15 protein-coding genes and 1 pseudogene are annotated in these 21,765 nt (G+C 46.3%); 1 reads left to right on the top strand and 15 read right to left on the bottom strand.

Going from position 1 to position 21,765, the window contains the following annotated elements:
* From SPB21_RS34285 to SPB21_RS34215, 15 genes and pseudogenes are all read right to left on the bottom strand, one after another.
* On the bottom strand, window positions 1–2,751 hold the full coding sequence (locus SPB21_RS34285) for an ABC transporter transmembrane domain-containing protein (RefSeq protein ID WP_499869531.1): 2,751 nt from the start codon (window positions 2,749–2,751) through the stop codon (window positions 1–3).
* Between the two features lie 98 nt (window positions 2,752–2,849).
* On the bottom strand, window positions 2,850–3,530 hold the full coding sequence (locus SPB21_RS34280; protein ID WP_499869530.1) for a helix-turn-helix domain-containing protein: 681 nt from the start codon (window positions 3,528–3,530) through the stop codon (window positions 2,850–2,852).
* 1,126 nt (window positions 3,531–4,656) lie between these two features.
* Window positions 4,657–5,044, bottom strand: a pseudogene (locus SPB21_RS34275) (helix-turn-helix domain-containing protein); the annotation flags it as partial.
* A 302-nt stretch (window positions 5,045–5,346) separates the two neighbouring features.
* The gene (locus tag SPB21_RS34270; protein WP_499869528.1) at window positions 5,347–6,693 is read right to left on the bottom strand and encodes a pentapeptide repeat-containing protein; all 1,347 of its coding nucleotides are present in this window, start codon (window positions 6,691–6,693) and stop codon (window positions 5,347–5,349) included.
* A 57-nt stretch (window positions 6,694–6,750) separates the two neighbouring features.
* Complete coding sequence (locus tag SPB21_RS34265; protein WP_163670257.1) at window positions 6,751–7,143, bottom strand: DUF4280 domain-containing protein; 393 nt, start codon at window positions 7,141–7,143, stop codon at window positions 6,751–6,753.
* A gap of 8 nt (window positions 7,144–7,151) precedes the next feature.
* Complete coding sequence (locus tag SPB21_RS34260) at window positions 7,152–9,161, bottom strand: VgrG-related protein (RefSeq protein WP_499869526.1); 2,010 nt, start codon at window positions 9,159–9,161, stop codon at window positions 7,152–7,154.
* A gap of 205 nt (window positions 9,162–9,366) precedes the next feature.
* Entirely contained in the window at window positions 9,367–9,843 is a 477-nt protein-coding gene (locus SPB21_RS34255) for a CIS tube protein (RefSeq protein WP_163670260.1), read from the bottom strand.
* A gap of 13 nt (window positions 9,844–9,856) precedes the next feature.
* A complete protein-coding gene (locus SPB21_RS34250; protein WP_499869524.1) occupies window positions 9,857–16,081 on the bottom strand; it encodes a hypothetical protein in 6,225 nt (2,074 codons plus the stop codon).
* A 3-nt stretch (window positions 16,082–16,084) separates the two neighbouring features.
* Window positions 16,085–16,630: a phage tail protein gene (locus tag SPB21_RS34245; RefSeq protein WP_431732038.1), complete on the bottom strand. Its 546-nt coding sequence runs from the start codon at window positions 16,628–16,630 to the stop codon at window positions 16,085–16,087.
* A 69-nt stretch (window positions 16,631–16,699) separates the two neighbouring features.
* Window positions 16,700–16,975 carry a hypothetical protein gene (locus SPB21_RS34240; protein WP_250565179.1) on the bottom strand — a complete coding sequence of 92 codons (276 nt, stop codon included), beginning with the start codon at window positions 16,973–16,975 and terminating at the stop codon, window positions 16,700–16,702.
* 15 nt (window positions 16,976–16,990) lie between these two features.
* Entirely contained in the window at window positions 16,991–17,434 is a 444-nt protein-coding gene (locus SPB21_RS34235) for a hypothetical protein (protein ID WP_499869521.1), read from the bottom strand.
* A 24-nt stretch (window positions 17,435–17,458) separates the two neighbouring features.
* Window positions 17,459–17,944: a phage tail protein gene (locus SPB21_RS34230; RefSeq protein WP_163671841.1), complete on the bottom strand. Its 486-nt coding sequence runs from the start codon at window positions 17,942–17,944 to the stop codon at window positions 17,459–17,461.
* A 109-nt stretch (window positions 17,945–18,053) separates the two neighbouring features.
* Window positions 18,054–18,536: a phage tail protein gene (locus tag SPB21_RS34225; RefSeq protein WP_163670265.1), complete on the bottom strand. Its 483-nt coding sequence runs from the start codon at window positions 18,534–18,536 to the stop codon at window positions 18,054–18,056.
* A gap of 17 nt (window positions 18,537–18,553) precedes the next feature.
* Entirely contained in the window at window positions 18,554–19,051 is a 498-nt protein-coding gene (locus tag SPB21_RS34220) for a phage tail protein (RefSeq protein WP_163670267.1), read from the bottom strand.
* A gap of 112 nt (window positions 19,052–19,163) precedes the next feature.
* Window positions 19,164–20,876, bottom strand: coding sequence for a phage tail sheath family protein (locus SPB21_RS34215; protein WP_499869520.1), 1,713 nt, complete (start codon window positions 20,874–20,876; stop codon window positions 19,164–19,166).
* 658 nt (window positions 20,877–21,534) lie between these two features.
* On the opposite strand from SPB21_RS34215, the gene SPB21_RS34210 reads away from it, so the two are divergent.
* Complete coding sequence (locus SPB21_RS34210) at window positions 21,535–21,738, top strand: hypothetical protein (protein ID WP_163670271.1); 204 nt, start codon at window positions 21,535–21,537, stop codon at window positions 21,736–21,738.
* Window positions 21,739–21,765 lie beyond the last annotated feature (27 nt).

Raw genomic sequence — 21,765 nt, 5'->3', positions numbered from 1 at the left:
TCAATTCAAGGTGGCTAATTGTTGTTGATTGAGGTAGTAGTAATGACCTCGACGAGCCATCAGGGCTTCATGATTCCCTGACTCTACTAAAATCCCGCGATCTAATACCAGAATCAGATCGGCATTACGAATAGTCGATAATCGATGAGCAATTACCAGTGTTGTTCTGTCTTTGATAATTTGATTTAAGTTTTGTTGAATAATACGCTCTGATTCTGCATCCAGGTGAGAAGTTGCCTCATCCAAAATTAACAATTTTGGGTTGCCCAGGAGTGCCCGAGCGATGGCCAGTCGCTGTCGCTGTCCGCCTGATAACATGCCACCACCTTCACCAATTTGAGTCTCATAGCCCATGGGTAATCTGCGAATAAACTCATCGGCTCCAGCCAAAGTAGCTGCTTCCACAATTGATTCAAGGGACATACTGGGATGGCCCAGGCTAATATTTTCGCGAATTGTGCTGCCAAAAAGAAAAGTATCTTGATCGACGACCCCAACTTGTTGACGAAACGACTGCATGGCTAGAGTCGATAGGTCATAGCCATCCACCAAAATTTTGCCATCCGTAGGAGGATATAGTCCTAGCAGTAATTTAGAAATCGTAGTTTTACCTGAGCCACTGCGGCCCACCAGAGCTACCATTTGTCCTGGTTGCACCTCAAAACTCAGATTTTCGAGTACGTTAATGTCACTGTCAGGATGGTAGCGAAAAGTCACCTGATCAAAGCGAATTTTACCGTTAATCAAGGGCAAGCCCTGTCGCACTTCAGTGAGCCAATTTTCCTCTGGCTCAGCATCGAGAATATCATTAATGCGCTCTACAGCAATAGCAACCTCCTGGAATTGATTCCAAAGGACTGTTAAACGTTGAAAAGGACTAATAACATTGCCGAGAAGCATGTTAAAGGCTACCAACTGGCCAATAGTCAACTCATTTTGAATCACTAGCCAGGCCCCAAACCAAAGTAGGCCAGTAGTTGCCAGCGTTTCGATAGTATGACTAACAATTTGTAAACGATTGCTAATAATTTGGCTGGAAAATCCTTTTTTAATTTCCTGATTTAGTAACTCTTCCCAATGCCAACGAACTGTTTGCTCGACAGCCATTGCTTTAACGGTTCTAACGCCAGAGAGAGTCTCAATCAAATAGCTATTTTCACTGGCATAGGCATTAAACACCTCTCGTGAAATTCGTCTCAGAAAAGGTGTGGCCAGCAGTGCTAATAAAAAGAATGGTGGAATAATCACCAGGGCTAGCAAAGCCATTTTCCAGCTATACCAAAACATAAGCCCGATGTAGACAAATACTGTCAACAGATCAAGCAAGATAGATAAAGACTCACCCGTCAAAAAACGTTCAATTTTACGATTTTCCTGGACTCTAGCAATAATATCGCCAACATAGCGCGATTCAAAAAAGCCCAACGGCAGCCGTAGAGTATGACGAATAAATCCGACGATTAAGGCCAGATCAATTCGATTCGCTGTATGGTCAAGTAGGTACTGTCTGAGCCCTGTCATAGCAACCCGAAACAGACCAAAAATGATTAATCCTAGTCCCACTGCCACCAGGGTTAATTCTGAGCGTTGCACCACTACCCGATCAAGGATAAGTTGGGTAAACAGCGGTGTAATGAGTCCCAACAACTGGATGCAGAGAGAGGTAATCAGAATCTCTAACATTACCACCCCGTGAGGCTTCAACAACTCAAAGAACTGCCAGAATGGAGTGGTGCTTTCTAGAGTTTCCCGAAAGAGCGCTGTTGGCGTTAATAGCAGAGCGTAACCAGTCCAACCAGCCTTGAAATCTTTCACGGTAAGGGTGCGCTGGCCGATTGCTGGATCAGCCACAATCACATGCTTAGGTGTGATTTCGTACACCACGATGTAGTGCTTACCTTCCCAATGAACAATAGCCGGTAGCGGCTGCTTGGCGAGCTGATCCAAACTTGCCTTTATGGGACGGCTATTGAAGCCAACACTTTCAGCTGCAGTAGACAGGCCACGCAGTGAAGCCCCATTACGATCAACATTGGCAATATCGCGCAGACGATTGATGCTGAATCGTTTGCCCCAGTAACGAGCCACCATAGACAGACAAGCAGCCCCACAGTCGGAAGCACTTTGCTGCCCATAGAAGGGATAGCGCCGAATTATACGCTGAAAAAGGTGCCCAACCCGTTGGTTAGGTGTAGGAAAGAATGCTTTGCGTACCCGACTGGCGTTAGGAATTGACTTTATAGGGGCAAGGCTACTGACAGACTTTCTAGCAACCTTGCTGGCAGCTTCGCTGCTAGTTTCACGATTGCCCCTTAAGGAAATATCAGATTCTAGTCGGGCATTATGTATTCTTGCCCGATTTAACAAGTGTTGACGGACCTCAGGAAAGTGGAACATCAGATCATCTATCCAGGACTGAGGCAGAAAGCCAACTTCCACCCCTAGGGAAGCCCGCGCAGAATAAGTTAGAAACTCACCATCCGCCGGAAACAGAGTACAGTCACCAAAGGCACCACCAGGACCAATGGTCTCTACCAATTGTCCTGCTTCATTGAGGAGACGAACTTTCCCAGAAAAAACAATGTAAAGTCCAGGCTTATCCTGCTGACTATGCCAGAAAGCACCAACCTTTGGCTGAGTTTTCTGAGTCTGTTTCAGACACGCTTGTAGTTGAGCTTCTGAAATAGCTATCCTAAAGAGATGACTGAGTGTCTGACAGGAGAGAGAAAACGCTACAAGATTCTGCGTCATCGATATTTGACCTCTTGTTCAATGGATCTAAATGGGGTTGTTTGCGCGTGCGATTGATAGAAGCAGCCAAATTCATCTAGAAACTAAACTTGTAAAATCTAGCTCTGAGCCACATAGCTTAATTGATAGAACCCAGATTCGAGATTAGAAGCTGGTTGCAAATCGTGAATCGCAATTTTTTTTGCACGAGCTTTTAGTTCTGATGCCTGAGCAGCTGATATATCCTTAGACGTTGTACAGTCAGTCTTAGATAAAGACTGAGGCCGTGTGGATAATCCCATTTGCTTGAGTAATCGATTGATATGGCGATCGCTAACTCGAATGTTGTATTCTTTCTCCAGGTGTTTGCTTAGCCAACCTGCAGTCCAGCGACGAAAGACATACCCGTGATCGCGAGGGCTATGTTCGACCAGTTCTTTCAGGCGATTGAGATATTCATCATGAACAATCTTGGGTCGCCCTAGAGTGTTATCACAGCAGGTATGGGCCTGGCCTGATTGTGCAATCAAAATCCAGTGTCGTGCTGTCGCATGACAGCAACCAAGTAGCTGACAAATCTCTGTTTGAGATTTACCCTGATCAGCGAGCAACATAATTTGAATACGCTTGCACCACAGCGTTGACAAATCGCCTTTTTTCAGACGTTTTTCTAAAAGTTTGCGCTGAAAGGTAGAAAGATATTGCGAAGTAGGCTCCGTCGAAATTGTTTTACTTTGACCGAATGTTGAGTCAGATTTAAGCGTAGAAGTAATCTCTATTTGAGTTTGATTAAATTTCATGGGAACTCCTCCAGCAGAGAAAAAATCAAGGTCCTTACGGAAGTCATTAGTAAGCGTCTATTGACCTATCAGGGGAGTTTCTAGAGATTATGCAGAGTGATACAACTTTTTTAGATGAGTATGAAACTAAGCTCGACTTAATACATTAAGAGGTATAGCAAACCCAGTCGGACCAAGGACTAAGTCGTTACATAAAAGCGATATAACTGCTGGATTATGCCGAGCCATTGCCCTACCAGCGAGACCGCCCAGCTTCAGCAACAAGCACTTGACCAAGTCCAAAACCTTAGCGATCACTCGACACTCTAATGCCCTACTTAAACCAAATTCAGCCACTTATAGCAACTTGGGTAAAGCTAAGTCAGTGGCTATACGTTCTATTTGAGAGCAAGACATTACAATCCACTACGTCAAGGCTTCGAAATAAATACTGTAGTGCCCCCCAAAATTATGGGGGCATTTCAGCCGTCGATGACACCGCTTTTCCACCCAGCAACCATCGCCAGACTCCCCATGGAGCTGCCTTGACTTTGACACACTCATCTGAGCACAGGCCACACATTTTTGATTAATCCGTCGCACCATCCACCTTCAAAAATCGAGTAACCGCCAAAACGCTCTGATTTCAAGGGACATGATAGCTCAAATTCAGCATACTATTTTTAGGTTGGGTCGGAGGAAGTGTTACCACTTCGCCCCTCCCACTTAGATCCGGACGTGCGACTTTCACCGCATCCGACTCCCGACTACCTGAGATAATTCCAGCCGTTTTAGGAGAGAATTAGCGTTTGCCCATATGGATATAATCGTGACAAGATTCATGGACGGCTAAACAGTTGTTTATCGCCCAATTATTCCGGTCACCATCAATGTGATGTAGATGTCCTTTTTCACCATCGATGAATGCCAGATGACATTCTCCACATGTATGGGACACGACTTGGAAGGTTATGAGCAGAGAAAAATAACCTGTAAGGCCTCGCGATAGTCCTTCAGAAAGCCTTTTAACATAGACCCAATCCCAACCAACGGACAATGCATCGGTGCTTTTCCTGCGACGGTCCACCTATTATCTTAAATAGTCGAACGACCTAACCTTCCAAATCGTATGGCTTGGGTAGTCGCGATAACGCTTCAGAACACCAGCGACGGCCTCTTCACTGATATTCAGCTTTCTAGCTACGTCTGCAACTGTCGAGTTGATTAGCATCCGAACTAGCCACTGTTCATAAGGCTTGGCGTTGGGACTCCGTAACTCATGCCAACTCAGTCGTTCGGTGGTAGTGGGCTTCCTCTCGCAGAGTTGGCAGCGGTAGCGCTTAGGGCAAAATTCAATAAAAACAGGCGTTTCAAACAAGGGGAGGTAACGTAGCTGGATGGCAGGTTCAAAGCCATGAGAGTGCCTGATCTGTCGGCCACATTGATGGCATTAGCCAAGCACCCTGGTCAGTCTTGGAAAGATCTAGGACACGAACGTCCGGTAGGTCAAGAGGGATACGAATAGAGTTATCCATAGCTAGCCTCCATGGAATCGACCACCTCAATCATCCCACAGGTGTCATGCTCTCATCCGTAACGCTAGATATAGTAGTCGACCACGGCAGTTCCGGAAGAGCTTTTTTTAAGCCCATAACAAAACCTAAAAGCCATTGAAAACGTCTTCTAGTCAGACCAGTTACGTTGCATGTTTCAGGATTTTGAAACCGATGATACAGAGATTATTGCTGTTGCTCTGTTGCTCCCCTGAGGCGACTATTTAGCCAATATTCTTGTCTATCCGTTGGCCTTAGCAGAAACCTATCCACTAGTTTCCAACTTACTGACTGCATGTAAAAGTTGTCCCATCAGGCAAGATCGCTCCACAGAGGTTGGTGGCATCACTAAATTGAATGCCCCCTAACGATGCACCCTCAAGGTTGGCCCCCCGTAAGTCTGCGCCGCTAAAATTAGTGTCTGTCAACGTCGCATTTTCAAAATTAGCTTCCCGAAAATCTCCCTTACTCAGGTTAGCCTTTGTAAGATCAGCACCACTCAAATTTGTTCTTATCAGCTTGGCCCCAATCAAAAGACTGTTGGTGAGAACCGCACCACTGAGATTGGCATCTCTCAAGTCAGAGTCACTCAGATTACTATGACTGAGATCCGAACCTGAAAAGTCAACGCCTCGTAAATTCTGACGACTCAGGTCAACGGACTGTAAACGGAGACCCCGCAAGGTCACACCCTCAATGGTGGCACCGTCGAGAGATGCTTCGGTCAGGGTGGCATTGGCGAGATTCGCACCGATCAGCTGTGCATCCTCAAAATTAGTATCGGAGAGATTCGCACCCCTGATATCAGCTGCAAACAAATTGGCTCCTTCTAAATCTCTCCCCTGCAGGTTAGTGTCTGTTAATATGGCAGCCGAAAGATTGGAACGACGGAGGTCCGCTGTATCCAACTGAGCTGCATGCAAATAAGCAAGAGCCAGATCTGCATTCCGAAAATTGGTAGAGGTTAAAGTAGCCTCCCGCAGGTCAGCGGCACGGAGACTAGCATCCTCGAAATTTACATCTCGTAGGTTTGTTTGTCGCAAATCGGCAATGAACAAATCAGCCTCGGTGGAGACAGATCCCTCCAGACTACTGTGGCGTAAATCAGCCCCCGCTAAGATAGCTTCGGTCAGATTAGCATTGGTTAAATCCGCATTGCGCAGATCAACACCATCTAAATTGGCCCCACTCAGGTCCACGCCCGTCAGGTCTTGACCATTGTAGCCATGGGTAACTAAGTCATACACCAACCGCCACTTAGCCGATAGCATGGTCTGGTCATCAATACGAAGATCTGCTAGCTGTGCTCCTTCCAGCCTGGCATTTTGTAGATTGGCTCCCCGCAAATCCGCATTACGGAGGTCTGCATTACGGAGGTCTGCATTATGTAAAAAAGCTCCCCGCAGATCCGCCGTGTTGAGATTGGCATTTTGCAGATTGGCCCGACTCAGGTTTGCCTGTTGTAGATAGGCATGGGCCAAATTGACTGCTTCTAGATTACATCGTCTACACTGTCGTAGTTCGCGCAGGGCCTCCAAATCGTTAGCGCTAAATGCCTTAGCTGGTGAAGGCATCAGTAGTAAAACAACGATAGGCAAAACAAATGTGGGCTTGGAGCAGGGTGTGATCATTGGTTGAAAGGGGGCAACAGGAGAGAATAAACGATGTGGACAGGTTCCAAAAGTCTGTTAAGGAATCTGTACGGTAAACTGGCCAGGGTTGATAATCGAAATCACCCCACCCCAGGTACACATACATTTCGAACTATCATTCAGTGCCGGGAATGTGCCAATCAATACCGTTGGTGACCCCGGTGCCCACGGTGCCGGAATCACAGGAATACAGGGCATGGGCGTCAACACTCCTAAGGCGGCCGCAGTGGCAGTGGCTACCGTCGGGTTCGCCAACGACGTACACATTCCAAAGGGCATAACATTTGCAATCGGGACAAAGTCCATAATCGTTGCAGCGAAAGGCCCCGATGCAAATGCAGGTGGTCCCTTGGGAATCACATTAAGCGTACTTGGAGCGACACCAAACGGACATTGGAGCATTGCCCCCGCCACAACTTGCATTCCCATAATTCACCTTAATTTAGCTTCAAGATACTGCCCGCCACCTTAGTCATACCGGTACTCTGCACATTGACACTCCCCTGACCTTTAACATCCACCATCGCTCCCTGTAGCTTGGCACTCGCATTGGCCTTCATATTCAGTTGCGTACCCGTAATATCGATTCCTGAACTACTGAGAACAATTTTATTGCTACCCACCTTCAGGGTAATTTTAGTTGCGCCCGTGAGGGTAATCTCACCACCATTAATATTGATCTTTTCACTGTTGCCACTGGTTCCCGATTTAGCATTGAGACTGCCAGTGGAGATAATATTCACATTCTTACCACTGTCATCCATGGTGATTTGATGACCACCTTTGGTTTTTAGATCGATTTTTTTGTTTTTATCATCCAACTTCAGCTGATGGCTATCTTTCGTCTTGAGCTCAATGTACTTATCTGTATCATTAAAATGCAGCAAATGATTATCGACCGTGGTTAAGTAAACTCCTTTTTTACTATCCCCCTTATCCTCTTCGACAAACTGTAATGTGTGTCCCAAACGGGTTTTGAATGTCCGTAACCGCACCTTGCCTCCGGCAACAACATCCTCTGTCTTTTCTGGAGGGGCATCTTTGCCATTCCAGATTCCGCCCAACACAAAAGGCCGATGAATATCGCCATGTTCAAAGGCTACCAATACCTCATCATTAATTTCCGGCAACCAATCCACCCCCCGTGATGGTCCCACCCCTGCTGATACCACCCGCGCCCAGTTACTCATATGATCCTCGGTTAACGTGGGTAGCTTAACGCGCACCCGTCCCCATCCCTTCGGATCATTATTGTCGGCAACAATGCCCACCATGTGGGTTTGCCCTGGCTGTAACGTATTTCTGGCTTCCAGGGTTTGGAGCAAATCACCACCCCGCAGCCCCCTAACCGCAAACTCTGTTGTATAGATCCGTTCATGGAAAAGTTGACGGGTTTCTGTGACATAATAGCTCCCGCTATACTTACCCATTCCGGTCAACTTAACCACTCGCCCCGGACGGATCAAGGGGTTACCTTCCGCCCGCGCATCGGCCTGGACAAACTCTCCCCCCAGTTCATCAAATAGGGCCTGGGCCATGGTCTTGGCCTCTTTGGATTGAGAGATCGGTTGGTCCACCATAATTAGGGTGGGAGTGCTGGGCTGTCCATTAAAGCTACTGACGGTTTTACTACCCGCACCGCTATCTGTTTCTGTTAAGACCTTTTGGGCGGAGCTAATACTTTCCGCAATCACTTCCTTACGACTATAGTCCCACCCTCGCACCTCCACACTTTTCATTTGTTCCGCACTGCTGACGCGGACGCGAAAACTGTGGACGTTTTTCAACCACTCCAATTCTAGGGTGCTATCTTTTTTAGGTTTACGAAAATACAGTTTCCCATCCTGCACAAATAGTTCAAATCCATTGCGGGCCGCCCGCTCCCGCAAAAACTCCATATTGGTCTGGTTTTGTTGAAACACATAGCCACTGGCCCCACCAATGTCACCATAACCATAGGGACCGCCCGTAGTATCTACAGTCCCGACTGAAATGCCCACTTCCGACGCAATAGATTTAACAATGTCAGAATCTGTTTTATTCTGGAATGAGCGATTGTGACGACCGCGATGTAACCGATGGGAGGTATCATAACCGCGCACAATGATGGGCGCTTGGGCCTCACTGGTGAAATGGGTTTCAATCGCTGTAATTTCGCCCTTAATCACATTACCTTTGTTCTCATCATCAAAATCATCGGACTCTGTCGTACTAGAGGCAAACCCAATTTCTATGGATTTGCCAATTTCAAAGAGTTTCTCATGTTTCCAGACTTCATAATTGGCAGCACCACCATAATAGTCATTCCGGATGACAAGGGTAAACATGCCTGGCAAATGCAAGCTCTCCTCCACAGCAATTTGGAGGATGTCGTCCATTAATTCAGATGACGCCGTTGATCCGTCAATTTTGAGCGTAGGTTGGGCGATAAAAGAGGATGCGGGCATAATAGCGGCATTATCTCTACGGAGAATACTTCATTTTAAAGGTGGTCGTTATCAGCGGACACGTTGAGTGAGATAGATTCACATTAGTATAAATAAACCTTGTCCACGTCCAGAATTGTAGTTTTTCTGGTAAGAGTTCCAGGATTCAACTTGGGTGTGGTTCAAAAATATACAGAACCTAATATTGCAGATTCCCGTAGCTTCCTCATGTTGGTCGCCCCGGTGTTCCCGTATTACCAGTGCCACTAACTTCTCCGACCTCTTTGAGGGTAATATCCACGGTGGCGCGAACAGGTGTCCCATCGGCTAAGAACATGGTGAGCTTATAGGATAACGACTCCACAAAACAGCGTAAATATTCTTGCTTGCCCCAGGTTAAGAGATAGATGGGAGGACGCTCCTGGCTATCCATAAATTCAACTGCCTGTCGAAAATTTTCGACATATTTATCGATCACATTTTCACCGGTTTCATAGGTATCAAAAACCAGACCAGAGACGTTAAGACTATAGGGCTCAGGCGAACCAAAACTCACCTTGGGCAATCCCTCGTCAGTACGCGCCCCACCAGGGCTATTGAGGCGAAGACTGCGACTGAAGCTTAACTCCGTTGGGTTAAACATAAATTCAATATTGTTGCCACCCCCTTGGGCAATTAATTTGGCTTTTACAAATGTACTCATCAGTTAATAAAACTCATCGCGGATATTTGGGCCCTCGGCGCTCTTGTTCCAGGCAAAGGCGTTGTCGTAAAACGCTATAGACTTCTTGAGCGAGTAACTCTAGATACTGACTATAGTTCCGAATATAATTATCTGTCTCCAGTTGACTAGTGTCTGATGAACTACGGATGGTGACCGTGGGTAGATCTTGGGCTGTTTGGATAATATTTGTAGGTGATGTTGATGCGGATGCAGCTGATGATAAATGTGTTGGTGATGAATCTAGTTTACGTTGAACAGAACCAGCCATTTTATTGGTAAGGTACTCAGATGCTATGGTGCGATCGCTAGACGCGGTTGATGCGATCGCCGAATCAGGGATCGGAGAGGCAACGTTATCCTTTGTGTTTGAAAGATGCGAGACTGCTTGAGGATTTAAGTCTTTGGCGGATATATCCGCGTTAGACGTAGGATGAAAATGGGTGACAAGATCTTCAATATTAGACCAGGCATTGGGCAGTGTGGATTCTGTGAGCTGTGCTGGGGTTTGATCATCTATTTGACGTTGAATGGTGTGATTGTTTACATGGGCAGGTATTTGATCAACTGTCTGTCGTTGAATAGTGTGGCGATCTAGAGACTGGATAGACGATCCATCAGAAGTTTGAACTGGAGCTTGACCTGGAGTTTGAGTTGAACTTTGAGCTGAACTTTGGGGTGACGATTGGATCAACGCTGGGGCATCAGGTAACGCAGGGGTTAACTGTGTTACTAAGTTTTCTAGACTCGACCACGCGCTGGGAATACTGCCATCAATGTTCTGAACATGATTGTTCTGGTCATGATTGCTTTGGGATCGTTGAGTTTCACACTGGAACGTGGGGGCCTGCAATCGCGTCTCCAAAGATGGCAGAGAACGTAGCACACCAATCGGCTTAAGCATATTGAGCGGCAGCGTTTGACCAGCATCCATACGAGTATCCCTATCCCTTACCCGTTGAATTGATATCTGATGAGCCTGAGATAAGTGAGTCACTGATTCTGATTTTGCCCTGGGTTGCACCACGAAGCGAAGAGGACGTAATACACCCAGCGGTTTGAGTACCGTCAATAATGGTGTGACCTGGGAGGTGTTAACAAGGATAGCCCCTGACTGGCTCTGGCTATTGGGTTTCCCAGGAGGGGTCGATGGAGTTGCTAATTGATGGGCTACCTTCTTAACAGTTTGTTCAGTTGAGGGTTTGGCTTGGAGAGTAGGGGGAGGAGACGGGGTAGAGATAGGGGAAGAAAGATTTGTTGTGGGTGCGATCTCAGCATCCTGTTTTGATTGAATAACCTCACCATTAACCTTGCTCTGCAGCGTTTTAGAAATTTGCGTTCTAGGATTAATATTAGTTTTCTGTAACTCAGAACTATCAGCTACAGAGTGCTGTATCACTGCCACTTGTGAGAGGTTATCCGATTGTTGTTCAGTCTTATCGATATGGCTAGGGGAAACCGTATTAATCGTATGGCTGTTAGTGTTTGAAACATAGGCGATGGGATCGATCATCAGATCAACAGCATTATCTACTACCGAACCAGACTTAAGTTGTATAGATTTAGCAGTTGAGGGAGTCAGTGGTTGAATAGATTGTCCTGGTTCTGCAGGCAAGAAATTAGAAGCTGGCGTAGGAGATGAATTTCCCTCAGGAGCAGCTGATTGATGGCGTGAGTGAGGTGTACGTTGCAGAGAACGAGATGGTGCCACCTCATTGACTGGACTGCTGGGTGGATGGTGGAAGTTAGAAGGCTGGGTAGTAGCAGCAGCAACACGTTGAACGATGGCAGGGGACCCTGGCAGGAGCAACTGCTGGGCGTTAGAAAGTGTTTCAGAGACCTGCATTCCAGAGGGTTGTTTAGACTCAGCGCATTTAGGAGATTCAGATGATTTAGGTGTGTCTGATACTATACCGGACTGAATTTGAGGTTCGGTCGCCTTGCACTGGTGTATTATCTCTTCGGTGGGTATCGATGGCTGTGTTACTGGATGATCTATCTCTATGGATACCTGTCCAGGTATTTCAGAGCATTGAATTGGTTCCGTAGATGCATGGGCATCTGCCATTGATAAAGTAGTCGCCTGACCCGACTCTATCGTAGCAGAGATTTTTGATCGCACCGTCTGTTTAAGAGGATCCGCTATAGTCGGTGGATCTGACTCTTCTACTGGTAGCCTCAAAACCTCTTGGGATTTGCGCTGAATCGGCTCTGAAGAAGTGGGAGATAAAGTTGATGGCGGAATAATCTTCTGAGCTGACTCTGCCGAAGGATGAGGAATAGCTTGCGAAGTTTGTTCAACTGGAGCACTGAAAGCTGAGTGCGATGGCTCAGTTGCTACGTGAACATTATCAAATGACAATTGCCGACCATCAGAACCGGGGACAGGCCGTGTTAGCTGAGTCGGAGATAGCTGAGACTGCTCTAATGAAACTGCCTGTGTAGTCGAGCCTGATACTTCTTTAGATTTGGCAATATCTGCCTCAAGGTTGAGTAATGGTTGACGCTGAATTTGAAAACTAGGGATTTCAGAAGTTAATGTGTTCTCTTCAGCCAATTGAAACGGTTCACCCCCTTCTAAAGGTTGCACTTTTTGGGAAACAAGTGGTGATTGTGGCGAGGAGGAGTTAATCACGTTGTTATCTACCGAGGTATTATTCTGACGCTGAATCGGGTCAGGTCCAGCAATAGGACCAGATATCTGAGCCTGAGGCTCAACCGTAGGTAAATTAGCTAGGTTAACTGCTTGTTCCCGCTCGATTAATTGAGAAGCTGGGCTACCAGGAGACTGGGGGATGCCTTTTTGGCATTGAAGAATATCAGCCTGGTTAGTATCTGTCTCTGCTACAGGAGGAAGTATCTGAGATACTCCTGCTGATTCGGCAGAAGCAGAGTCTGCAGCGATGACTCGGTTAATAGCTGGATGATTAGCAGTGCCTGGATTACCAGAGATATCTTGTCTTGTCGGTAGACGAGATGCACTATCAGAAGGCTGGTTTATATTTGCCTGGTTAGATTGTTTGAGTTGAAGCACTGTTGGCTCATGGGTCCAACTATCAGCAGCCATATCCTCAGTTGATAGCAGGTTAGTAGGTTTCTGAGGGGTTGACGCTGACGAATGGATTGATGGGCTAGAGACGTTATTGTCTACTGAGGTGTTGTTTCGACACTGAATCGGGCCAGGTCCAACAATAGGCTCAGATATCTGAGTCTGAGGCTCAACCGCAGGTAGATTAGCCAGGTTATCTGTTTGCTCCCAATTGATAGATAAAGCAGCTGGGCTACCAGAAGATGGGGAGATATCTTCCCGGCGTTGAAGAATATCAGACGGGGCTGCCCCTGTCTCTGATACAGGAGGAGGTATCTCAGGCACTCCTGTTAACTCGGTAGAAACAGAGTTTGCCGTGACGGCTCGGTTAACGACTGGATTATTAGCAGTACCTGGATGACCAGAAATATCTTGTCCTGAAGGTAAATGGGAGGCATCATCAGAAGACTGGGAGATGTCTTCCTGACGTTGATGAAGAATATCAGACGGGTTAGAGCCCGTTTCTGATACAGGAGAAGGTATCTTAGACACTCTCGCAAACTCGTTAGAAGCAGAGTCTACGGCGATAGCTCGATTAATGACTGAATTATTAGTCGTCACTGAGTGGTCAGAACTGTCTTGTCCTGTCGGCAGGTGAGATACATCAGAAGAAGAAGAAGAAGAAGAAGAAGATGATGATGATGATGGGGAGATATCTTCCCGGCGTTGAAGAACATCAGACGGGACTGCCCCTGTCTCTGATACAGGAGGAAGTATCTCAGGCACTCCTGTTAACTCGTTAGAAACAGAGTTTGTCGTGACGGCTCGGTTAACGACTGGATTATTAGCAGTACCTGGATGACCAGAAATATCTTGTCCTGAAGGTAAATGGGAGGCATCATCAGAAGACTGGGAGATGTCTTCCTGACGTTGATGAAGAATATCAGACGGGTTAGAGCCGACCTCTGATGCAGGAGAGGCTATCTTTGATACTCCTGCAGACTCAGTAGTAGAAGCATAATTTACAGCAATAGCTTGATAGACAACTGGATTATTAGCAGTAACTGGATGACCGGAGATATCTTCTCCTGGAGGTATACGAGATGTACTATCAGAAGACTGATATAAATCTGCCTGGTTAGATGATTGTTTCGGTTGAAGTATAGGTGACTCGTTAGCCCAACTGCCAACAGCCACATCCCTACTCGGCAATGGGTTAGTAGGAGCCTGACTGATTAATGCAGATGGATAAACGGATGAGTTAGCAGCGTTGTTGTCTACCGAGACATTACTTTGGCTCTGAATTGGGTCAGAGCCATTGATAGCCCCAGATGGATGCATCGTAGGCTTAACCATAGGCAAATTAACTGGGTTATTCTCTCGTTCGTGACTGGGAGATAAAGCAGCTTGGCTGGCAGGAGACGAGGAAATATTTTCCTGACGTTGAAGAATGTCAGAGGGGTCAGCTCCAGTCTCTGATACAGCAGAAGTTAACCCAGGCACTTCTGTTAACTCAGCAGAAACAGAGCCTACAGCGACAGCTCGGTTAACAACTGGATGATTAGCAGTAGCTGAATGACCAAAAATATCTTCTCCTGTTTGTAGAGGAGATGCACTATCAGAAGGCTGGTTTATAGCCTTCTGATTAGATTGTTTTGGTTGAAGTATTGGTGGCTTATGGGTCCAACAACTATCAACAACACCCACTAACGGGTCATTAGGGGCCTGACTAGTTGATGCCGATGGATAAACGGATAAGTTAGAGGTGTTATCTATCGAGGTCTTATTCTGATGCTGAATTGAGTCAGGGATATCAGTGGGATCTAATGTTAGATCCGTAGGCTCAACCGTAGTCAGATTAACTGGGTTATCTATCCGCTCCTGACCAGGAGATAAAACAATTGGAATACCAGAAGGCTGGGAGATGTCTTCCTGACGTTGGAGAATACCAGACCGATCAGATTCTGTCTCAGATGCAGCAGAGGGTATCTCAGGCAATCCTGCTACTGACTCTATCTCTCCCAAGTCAGCGGCGATAGCTCGGTTAATAACTGGATTGTTGGCAGTGCCTGGATGACTATTCTGTCCTGTCGGTAGATGAGATGCGCTACTAAAAGATAAGTCTGAAGATAAAGCTTTATTCGTCGGGTTAAATTGTTTGGGTTGACCGATGGGTGACTCATTAGTCCAACCATCAACATCCCTACCCACTAATGGGTTAGTAGGAGCCTGACTAGTTGATACTAATGGAGAGACAGATGAGTTAGGAATGTTGTTATCTGTCGAGGCATGGCTTTGGCGCTGAATCAGCCCATGGGTATTGAAGGACTCAGACGGTTGTGTCGTATACTTAGACGAGTCTATACCCGCCTGGCCAAATTGTTTTGATTGAAGGAGGGGTAGCTCATTGTTGTTGTCTACCGATGTATTATCTTGACGCTGAATCGGGGCAGAGCTGTCAATGGGATCTAATATCTGAGTCGTAGGCTCAACGGTAGGCAGATTAACTGGGTTATTCTCTTGTGGATGATCGGGAGATAAATTAGCTCGGCTGTCAGAAGACGGGGAGATATTTTCCTGACGGGAAGATGTGGATGCTGATTGTTGTGAACTTTGTAAGCTTTGCACTGCCTGGGCAATATTCACTGGTGGGACACCTGCAGAAGGTAATTCCGCAGGTGTTTGTCGTTGCACTGTTTCTGAAGGGATAAATGGAAGATTATCAGCAGATAACGCATTGTTGGAGTAAGGAGAGCTGGGTGATGTAGGCGATTGCTGTTGGGAATGTCCCATAAAGTAATTCTGTAGGTCAGTTCGAAATGATTTGGCCTGAACAGAAGATGATGTATCTGAATCCGATTTCTTCTCTGATACAGTTGGATGAGATAGCTGTACCGGAGCGTTAACAGCAATGTTATCCGTTATTAGTTGAGGGGATGCCGATTCAGGCTGAACACCTACATCAGGTATTGACGAAGGTTGCGATACCAATTGACTAGTTGTACCAGGGGCTCCCTCACTAACTGAAGATATTTCCCCTGGTACTATAGTAGGAAAACCATTGGGGTAGAATGTTTTAAGATCTAGAAACGATATGGACGATGCACCTAGGGGACGTCGTTGCCCCACTCCAGACGGCCCTAAGGGACGACATAAACCTAATGGAGAGCAATGACCCAGATGCTTTGCCATCGGTTACTTACTCTCAAAATAGCCAGTGTCAGAACGACCTTTGGAGAGAATGGTAGCACCGCCGCCGCCATTGCCAAAGGTAACATTCAATCCTTCATAGGTTATTGTCAGTTCTTCAATGGCTACAGCACTACCATCGGCTTGGAGCGACGGTGCTTGCCAACCAATGGGCACAGCCCCAATCAAGGTCCAGCACTGTTGAATGGTACCAGCCTGGTTAAATACTAAAATGTTAATGTTGCGGCGATGCTCTTTGATATTAGTTCCCACGGTTCTGGGTTGAAACAATGCGCTGAGCCAATCCCAAAATATTTTGTTCTCACTGAGACCGCGCTTCAGAGTTACATCTGAAAAGTCTGGCTTACCTAATAAAACACGCTGCTGATCGTTTAAGCCACCCTCTTCGACCATTTCTTTTTTTACCTGGACTCCTAGGCCGCTACATTCCGTAAACGAGGCGGTGATTTTACTTTCGATTTCAACGTAGAAACGATTGGTGGTAACGTAGTTCGCGGCATTGGATGTGACAGTTTTATTGTCGGTTGCCACTGCGATCACCTCCCGTTGTGGATAAAATGGATAATTATGGACGCACCTTGGAGACTAACACTGTTGAAACTAACAGCGTCTCCTATAACTATGGGCTCGTTCATACTGTGCTCGCACATCGTCACAAAGTAGTTGATAGACGCGATCGCAAAACTGCTGCATCGCCATGGGATCATGGGCTAACTGAGCTGCAACTCGGGCCATCATTTGTTTTACTTCCGCAGGCTGATCACTTCGCAAAATGACTGGAGCCACAAAACCAGTCGGGTTAGACACTGGCCCTACGGGAGGTAAAAATGTCGCATTTTCAGCCCCAGTCATGGATTTTTTGTTGTGGTCAGTCATGGGAGCACCGCTACTTTACTCTTCAAGACGATTTATCTTGCGATAGAAATTTTGTAAATAATTTAAGTCCCCTGCAAACATATTTTCAATCACCACCGGACTCACATCCGGCAAGGTACCTAAGGATAAAGTCACCTGGGCCAGAATAATCACAGTGGCATAGGCGGGATTTGCCTGGACCCGTGGATCGGCCATGGGTCCAATTTCATCCACAGTACGGGCCAAACGCATAATGCCTCGACGGTGGGATTGGCCCACGGCATCTACATAACCAATGGGTAATTCAAAGGAAAATTCAGTTTGAGGACCTGACTGGAGACCCACTGGACTGTCTTGACCACCTGGAACTCCTGGTGGCTCTATTATAGGATTCGGTGGTGGGTCTATGGGCTGAAGCGAAGGCTTTGTCTTGGGTGGGGCCAGACCCATATTGTTGTTACTGAGTTGAATCGTCGACATAATAAATATGTGAGTTTTACAAAATTAGACTTTTATCCGTTTGAGGGATTCCATCACAATTTCCACTTCTTCAATATTGTGGTCTGCTCCTTTGACATCTAGATCAGAGATTTTATAGCTGACGGGCCAGGCCCCCATAAACTCAAACCGAAACTGTTCTTGTCCCGACTGACCATAGATACATAAGGCCCCATTGCGACGTTGCTTACTCCAGTTACCCCTGCCAATGGTATCCATCCAATCCCAGAAGGCCATGGACACCGTCAGCCCCCGCTTCAGCGTAATGTTGGGATAAGAACTGTTACCTGGAATTTTTGAGCGCACCACATGGCCATGGCTGCTACCATCTTTTCCCCAAACCTGGGGAGTGACTTCAGTGATCTCAATCACATCTTGCGATCTCTGGAATCCAGAACATTCCATAAAGTAACCATCCGTGGAGTCCACACTCCCATCTAACTTTAGCTCTAGATAAAACTTGGCCTTGGTTAAAATCTCAGGAAACATAATCGATCTCCTGATCAACAACAGCTCAGTAATTGTTTAACCCAAACCACGTCTCAGTTGAAACCTTGAGGTTCCTCTACGACAAAACTCCAGGTCTGGACGTGGACAAGATTTATTTAGCTCGTACAACTTGAGTAAAATAAAGTTCTAACGTATCTTCTGCTAAATTACCGCCACTATCCACCGCCAGACTGCTAATTTGTTTTTTGGTGCCTGGGAACAAATCAATAAAGTTATACCGCATAGCCTCCTTACCATTAGGATCGTAAATCACCAAAGAGCCCGTTTTACGACTATCCATCGCTTTAGAAGCACCTCCCGAGAAGGTATCTGGGTGGCAATCGTTATACCAATCAGAGAGCTTTTTCTGATCGCCTTCATTACCTGCCACATAGGTTAATGTCACGGTAGCGTTGTATTTTACACCACCAATGGTTGCCTGGGTTTGGGTTTTAGCATCCTTGGTTACCCCAATGGCCGCATCGCCTCCAGCCACTTCCATTTCAATCTCTGGACCACTACAGGTCTTCACAGCTAAAGACGTAACACCATCAATTTCAAAGTAAAACTTAGAATTGGTGAGATATTGAACCATTGTTTCCTCTAATTAAACTATTTGGTACGGTTAAACTTTTCGCAGGTAATGGTATAGGTCTCTTCAATGTAAGCATCAGCTGTCACATCGAGATCGGCACATTTATATTTAGATGGCCAAGCTTCTGTAAATTGCCATTGGGCAATTTCCTCTCCATCGGTGTTATAAGCCGTAATGCTGCCTTCTACCTTATTATCAGTCCACTTACTCTTACCACCATTGGACGAGGGCAAACACTTTTCGAACCACTCGTAGAGTTTTTTACTGGTACTATCACCGTCACCACTGGCAATGGTGACACAGTCAAGGGTAAACAACCCTTCAAAACCAGCAGAGTTTACCTGCCAAATGGTTTTACCCCCTTTAGTAGTCCCCACGGCCTGTTGCCCGCCCTGGACTTTCGGCGTATAGTCAGGGAGAGTAACACTTTTAAAGACGGACTTTTCCCCTTCACATACTCCTGCCAATTCCAGGTAAAAACTACTGGGGGCAATGGGTTTAACTAACTCGCCCATAAAATCACTCCTTTCTCTTGGATTACAGGTGAACTATTTCTTTAACTAGGCATTAAGGGGCCTTAATACCTAGTTAAAACAGTCAGCTCAGTTAGCATTAGCCTTAAAACTACTACTGATTCGGTGCCCACTGACTAATGCGGAAGATAACAAATTCTGCTGGACGCACGGGGCAAACGCCCACTTCAACATAGAGACGTCCCAACATAATTGTGTCATGGGTGTTGAGTTCACCATCACACTTCACATAGAACGATTCTGCTGGAGCGCCTCCCATTAAGGCACCTTCCCGCCACAACCTTTCTAAAAAGTTGCTAACGGTGCGGGTGACCCTAGCCCAAAGATCTTGATCGTTAGGTTCAAAGACAACCCATTGAGTGCCAATTTCAATGGACTTTTCAATGTAGCTGAGCAGCCTGCGCACGCTAATGTAGCGCCATTGCACATTGTCGGGCTCAACTAAGGTGCGGGCACCCCAAACCTTGAGCCCCCGGTTATAGCTGGCAAAGTTGCGAATACAGTTAATCCCCAGCGGGTTGAGTAACTCCTGCTCACGCATATTGGTCTCATAGGCCAGACCAATCACCCCCCTCGGGGTTTCATTGGCAGGAGCTTTAAAGACACCGCGAGATTCATCTGTGCGACACCAGATACCCATCATGTGACCGGAAGGAGGCACCAATTTAGGTCGTCCACCATCGCGAGGATTGGCCACCTTTATCCATGGATAATAGGTTGTCCCAAACATGGAACGACGATTAAATAAACTGAGCCATTTGGCCACATCCGCTGGACGTTGTCGACTGGGAGCCACCGGGTCCATACTCTTACCCGGCTTCACAGGGGGAGGATCAATCACCGCCATGCGATAGGCCGGTCCAGGGAATGAATTTTCACACATGCTAAGCATCATTTCCATGACACCATGCACCTGATCAATATCAATCAGCCCCCTCTCATAGGCCAGCAATAAATCAGGACAGGCCACCATGGAAACTTCATCCACTTCATATAGCCCCTGAATACCCGTGCGATCATCTCGATTGCCCTGGAGATCGCGATTAAATCGATCGGGAGTACCCACATAGGGAGGTGGCGCAATTTCGTAGGAACCATTGGCCGGACGTCGAGAGAGGGCCTGCCCTGATTGCGAGATATTTTCAATTGTGACAAATTCTGAGGCTTCTAAGGCCGTCACTGCATAGTCAGCAAGGGCTGTTTCCACCTCCGGATTCATGGAGAGGTGCTCATATCGTTCAACTTCTTCACTGCCGTTGCTCACCACTACAGTGAAATACTCTCCATTATTAATAGGAGGTTCTGCATCGTCAGGAGCATCGTCAGGCAATGGCTTTGGTTCGCCATTCATCACCGTAAGCGTCAACCGCCCACTGCTAGAGGGTAACACTTGGAGGCCCCCCTCTTCCGACGAACTCTCCTTGAGATAGCATGACAGCGAGGGTTTACCACTTGACGTCAGCATCTTAGTGGCATTATCAGCAGCCGTGGGTTGGGGTGATCCTGGCAGCTGCGTGCCAATACTAACCACCCAACAACGGCCACCCCCATTCATAAACCAACCTTGCACCGCGAAGGGTAAATAAGCGCCATAGTCGGTAAATCCGTCGGAACCCGGTTTAGAGAAGAATTCTAAATATTGAGCCCAGTTTGTTATCATCATCGGCTCAAACAGTTCGGCATCGCCCCGAACATCTTCGGTAAACCCAATAAACCCGGCAACACTCAGGCTAACGCCTTCTATTGGGCGACTGCCTCGGTCTACTTCTTCAACGTAAACACCGGGGGCAAAGTAGTCTAATGCCATTCTGGCTCTCCTCCGTTGGGATTAATGCTTGGGGCGTTTGTAAATATATAAGTCTCTGTAGCGCAAAACTTTTTAGTTCAACTGAACTGACCCTTAGGCCAGAGCCATCAAAAAAGCGTGACAAATTCTCATTAGCCTTGTTTCTACCATAACAAATTTATTTTTTCAAAGATCTCGAAGTTAAATCTCTCAACATTGACAAAAATCAATCCATAGCAATGTCCACAGCAAAGACATCAAGAAGTTTTCAATATAAAAGTATTTTTTCCTTGAACAAGGTTTACTTAAGCAGGAGAAACATCGCTGTAACACAGCGATGTTACAAACGTTCCGTAAGATTGATTTTCTGAAGTTGAAGATACATTTCTATACTTAGGACATAAGTTAATAATGTTTGATGAAAAAGAGTTGATTTCAAGATTGAAGTCTGCATAATTAAGAGATGCGTTATGTGGAATTTAGTCCTATGGAAGCGTAATACAAATCTATCTAGTGCCAATATTCAAGGATTTTCAAGGCGCTAAGGATGTTCCCAGATTTCTCTTATAAACCAAGAACATCCTTTTGAAGCCGTTTATCTAATGGCTTTTGCTACATGACGGTGACATCACATTAGTCAGATTGAACTTGTCAAGGTTAAGATCCTCTCAAAAATCAAATGAACTTAGAACTGGATTCCATTAGCGTTAATCAGCTATATCAGCTCGCCACTGAAGCAACGGAAAAGAAATTAATTACGGCCCATGGGTATCGAGGCGGCCAGTATGAGCTATTACGACAGGGAGAATTTATTTTATTGTCGCCCAGTGAGGCGATCCAATATCTGCAAACATTAGTGCAACCGACGGATATCAATATTTGATACCCGAGTGGCATTTGTTTAGATATA

This window comes from Leptothoe sp. ISB3NOV94-8A, assembly GCF_043421595.1.
In the GTDB taxonomy this organism is placed as follows: Bacteria; Cyanobacteriota; Cyanobacteriia; order Phormidesmidales; family Phormidesmidaceae; genus Leptothoe; species Leptothoe turfae.
This window is presented reverse-complemented; position numbering and strand designations above follow the sequence as displayed.

Bases quoted from the DNA above. Each gene is read 5' to 3' on its own strand.
- SPB21_RS34285 (WP_499869531.1), bottom strand. From the start codon at position 2,751: ATGACGCAGAATCTTGTAGCGTTTTCTCTCTCCTGTCAGACACTCAGT.
- SPB21_RS34280 (WP_499869530.1), bottom strand. From the start codon at position 3,530: ATGAAATTTAATCAAACTCAAATAGAGATTACTTCTACGCTTAAATCT.
- SPB21_RS34270 (WP_499869528.1), bottom strand. From the start codon at position 6,693: ATGATCACACCCTGCTCCAAGCCCACATTTGTTTTGCCTATCGTTGTT.
- SPB21_RS34265 (WP_163670257.1), bottom strand. From the start codon at position 7,143: ATGGGAATGCAAGTTGTGGCGGGGGCAATGCTCCAATGTCCGTTTGGT.
- SPB21_RS34260 (WP_499869526.1), bottom strand. From the start codon at position 9,161: ATGCCCGCATCCTCTTTTATCGCCCAACCTACGCTCAAAATTGACGGA.
- SPB21_RS34255 (WP_163670260.1), bottom strand. From the start codon at position 9,843: ATGAGTACATTTGTAAAAGCCAAATTAATTGCCCAAGGGGGTGGCAAC.
- SPB21_RS34250 (WP_499869524.1), bottom strand. From the start codon at position 16,081: ATGGCAAAGCATCTGGGTCATTGCTCTCCATTAGGTTTATGTCGTCCC.
- SPB21_RS34240 (WP_250565179.1), bottom strand. From the start codon at position 16,975: ATGACTGACCACAACAAAAAATCCATGACTGGGGCTGAAAATGCGACA.
- SPB21_RS34235 (WP_499869521.1), bottom strand. From the start codon at position 17,434: ATGTCGACGATTCAACTCAGTAACAACAATATGGGTCTGGCCCCACCC.
- SPB21_RS34225 (WP_163670265.1), bottom strand. From the start codon at position 18,536: ATGGTTCAATATCTCACCAATTCTAAGTTTTACTTTGAAATTGATGGT.
- SPB21_RS34220 (WP_163670267.1), bottom strand. From the start codon at position 19,051: ATGGGCGAGTTAGTTAAACCCATTGCCCCCAGTAGTTTTTACCTGGAA.
- SPB21_RS34215 (WP_499869520.1), bottom strand. From the start codon at position 20,876: ATGGCATTAGACTACTTTGCCCCCGGTGTTTACGTTGAAGAAGTAGAC.
- SPB21_RS34210 (WP_163670271.1), top strand. From the start codon at position 21,535: ATGAACTTAGAACTGGATTCCATTAGCGTTAATCAGCTATATCAGCTC.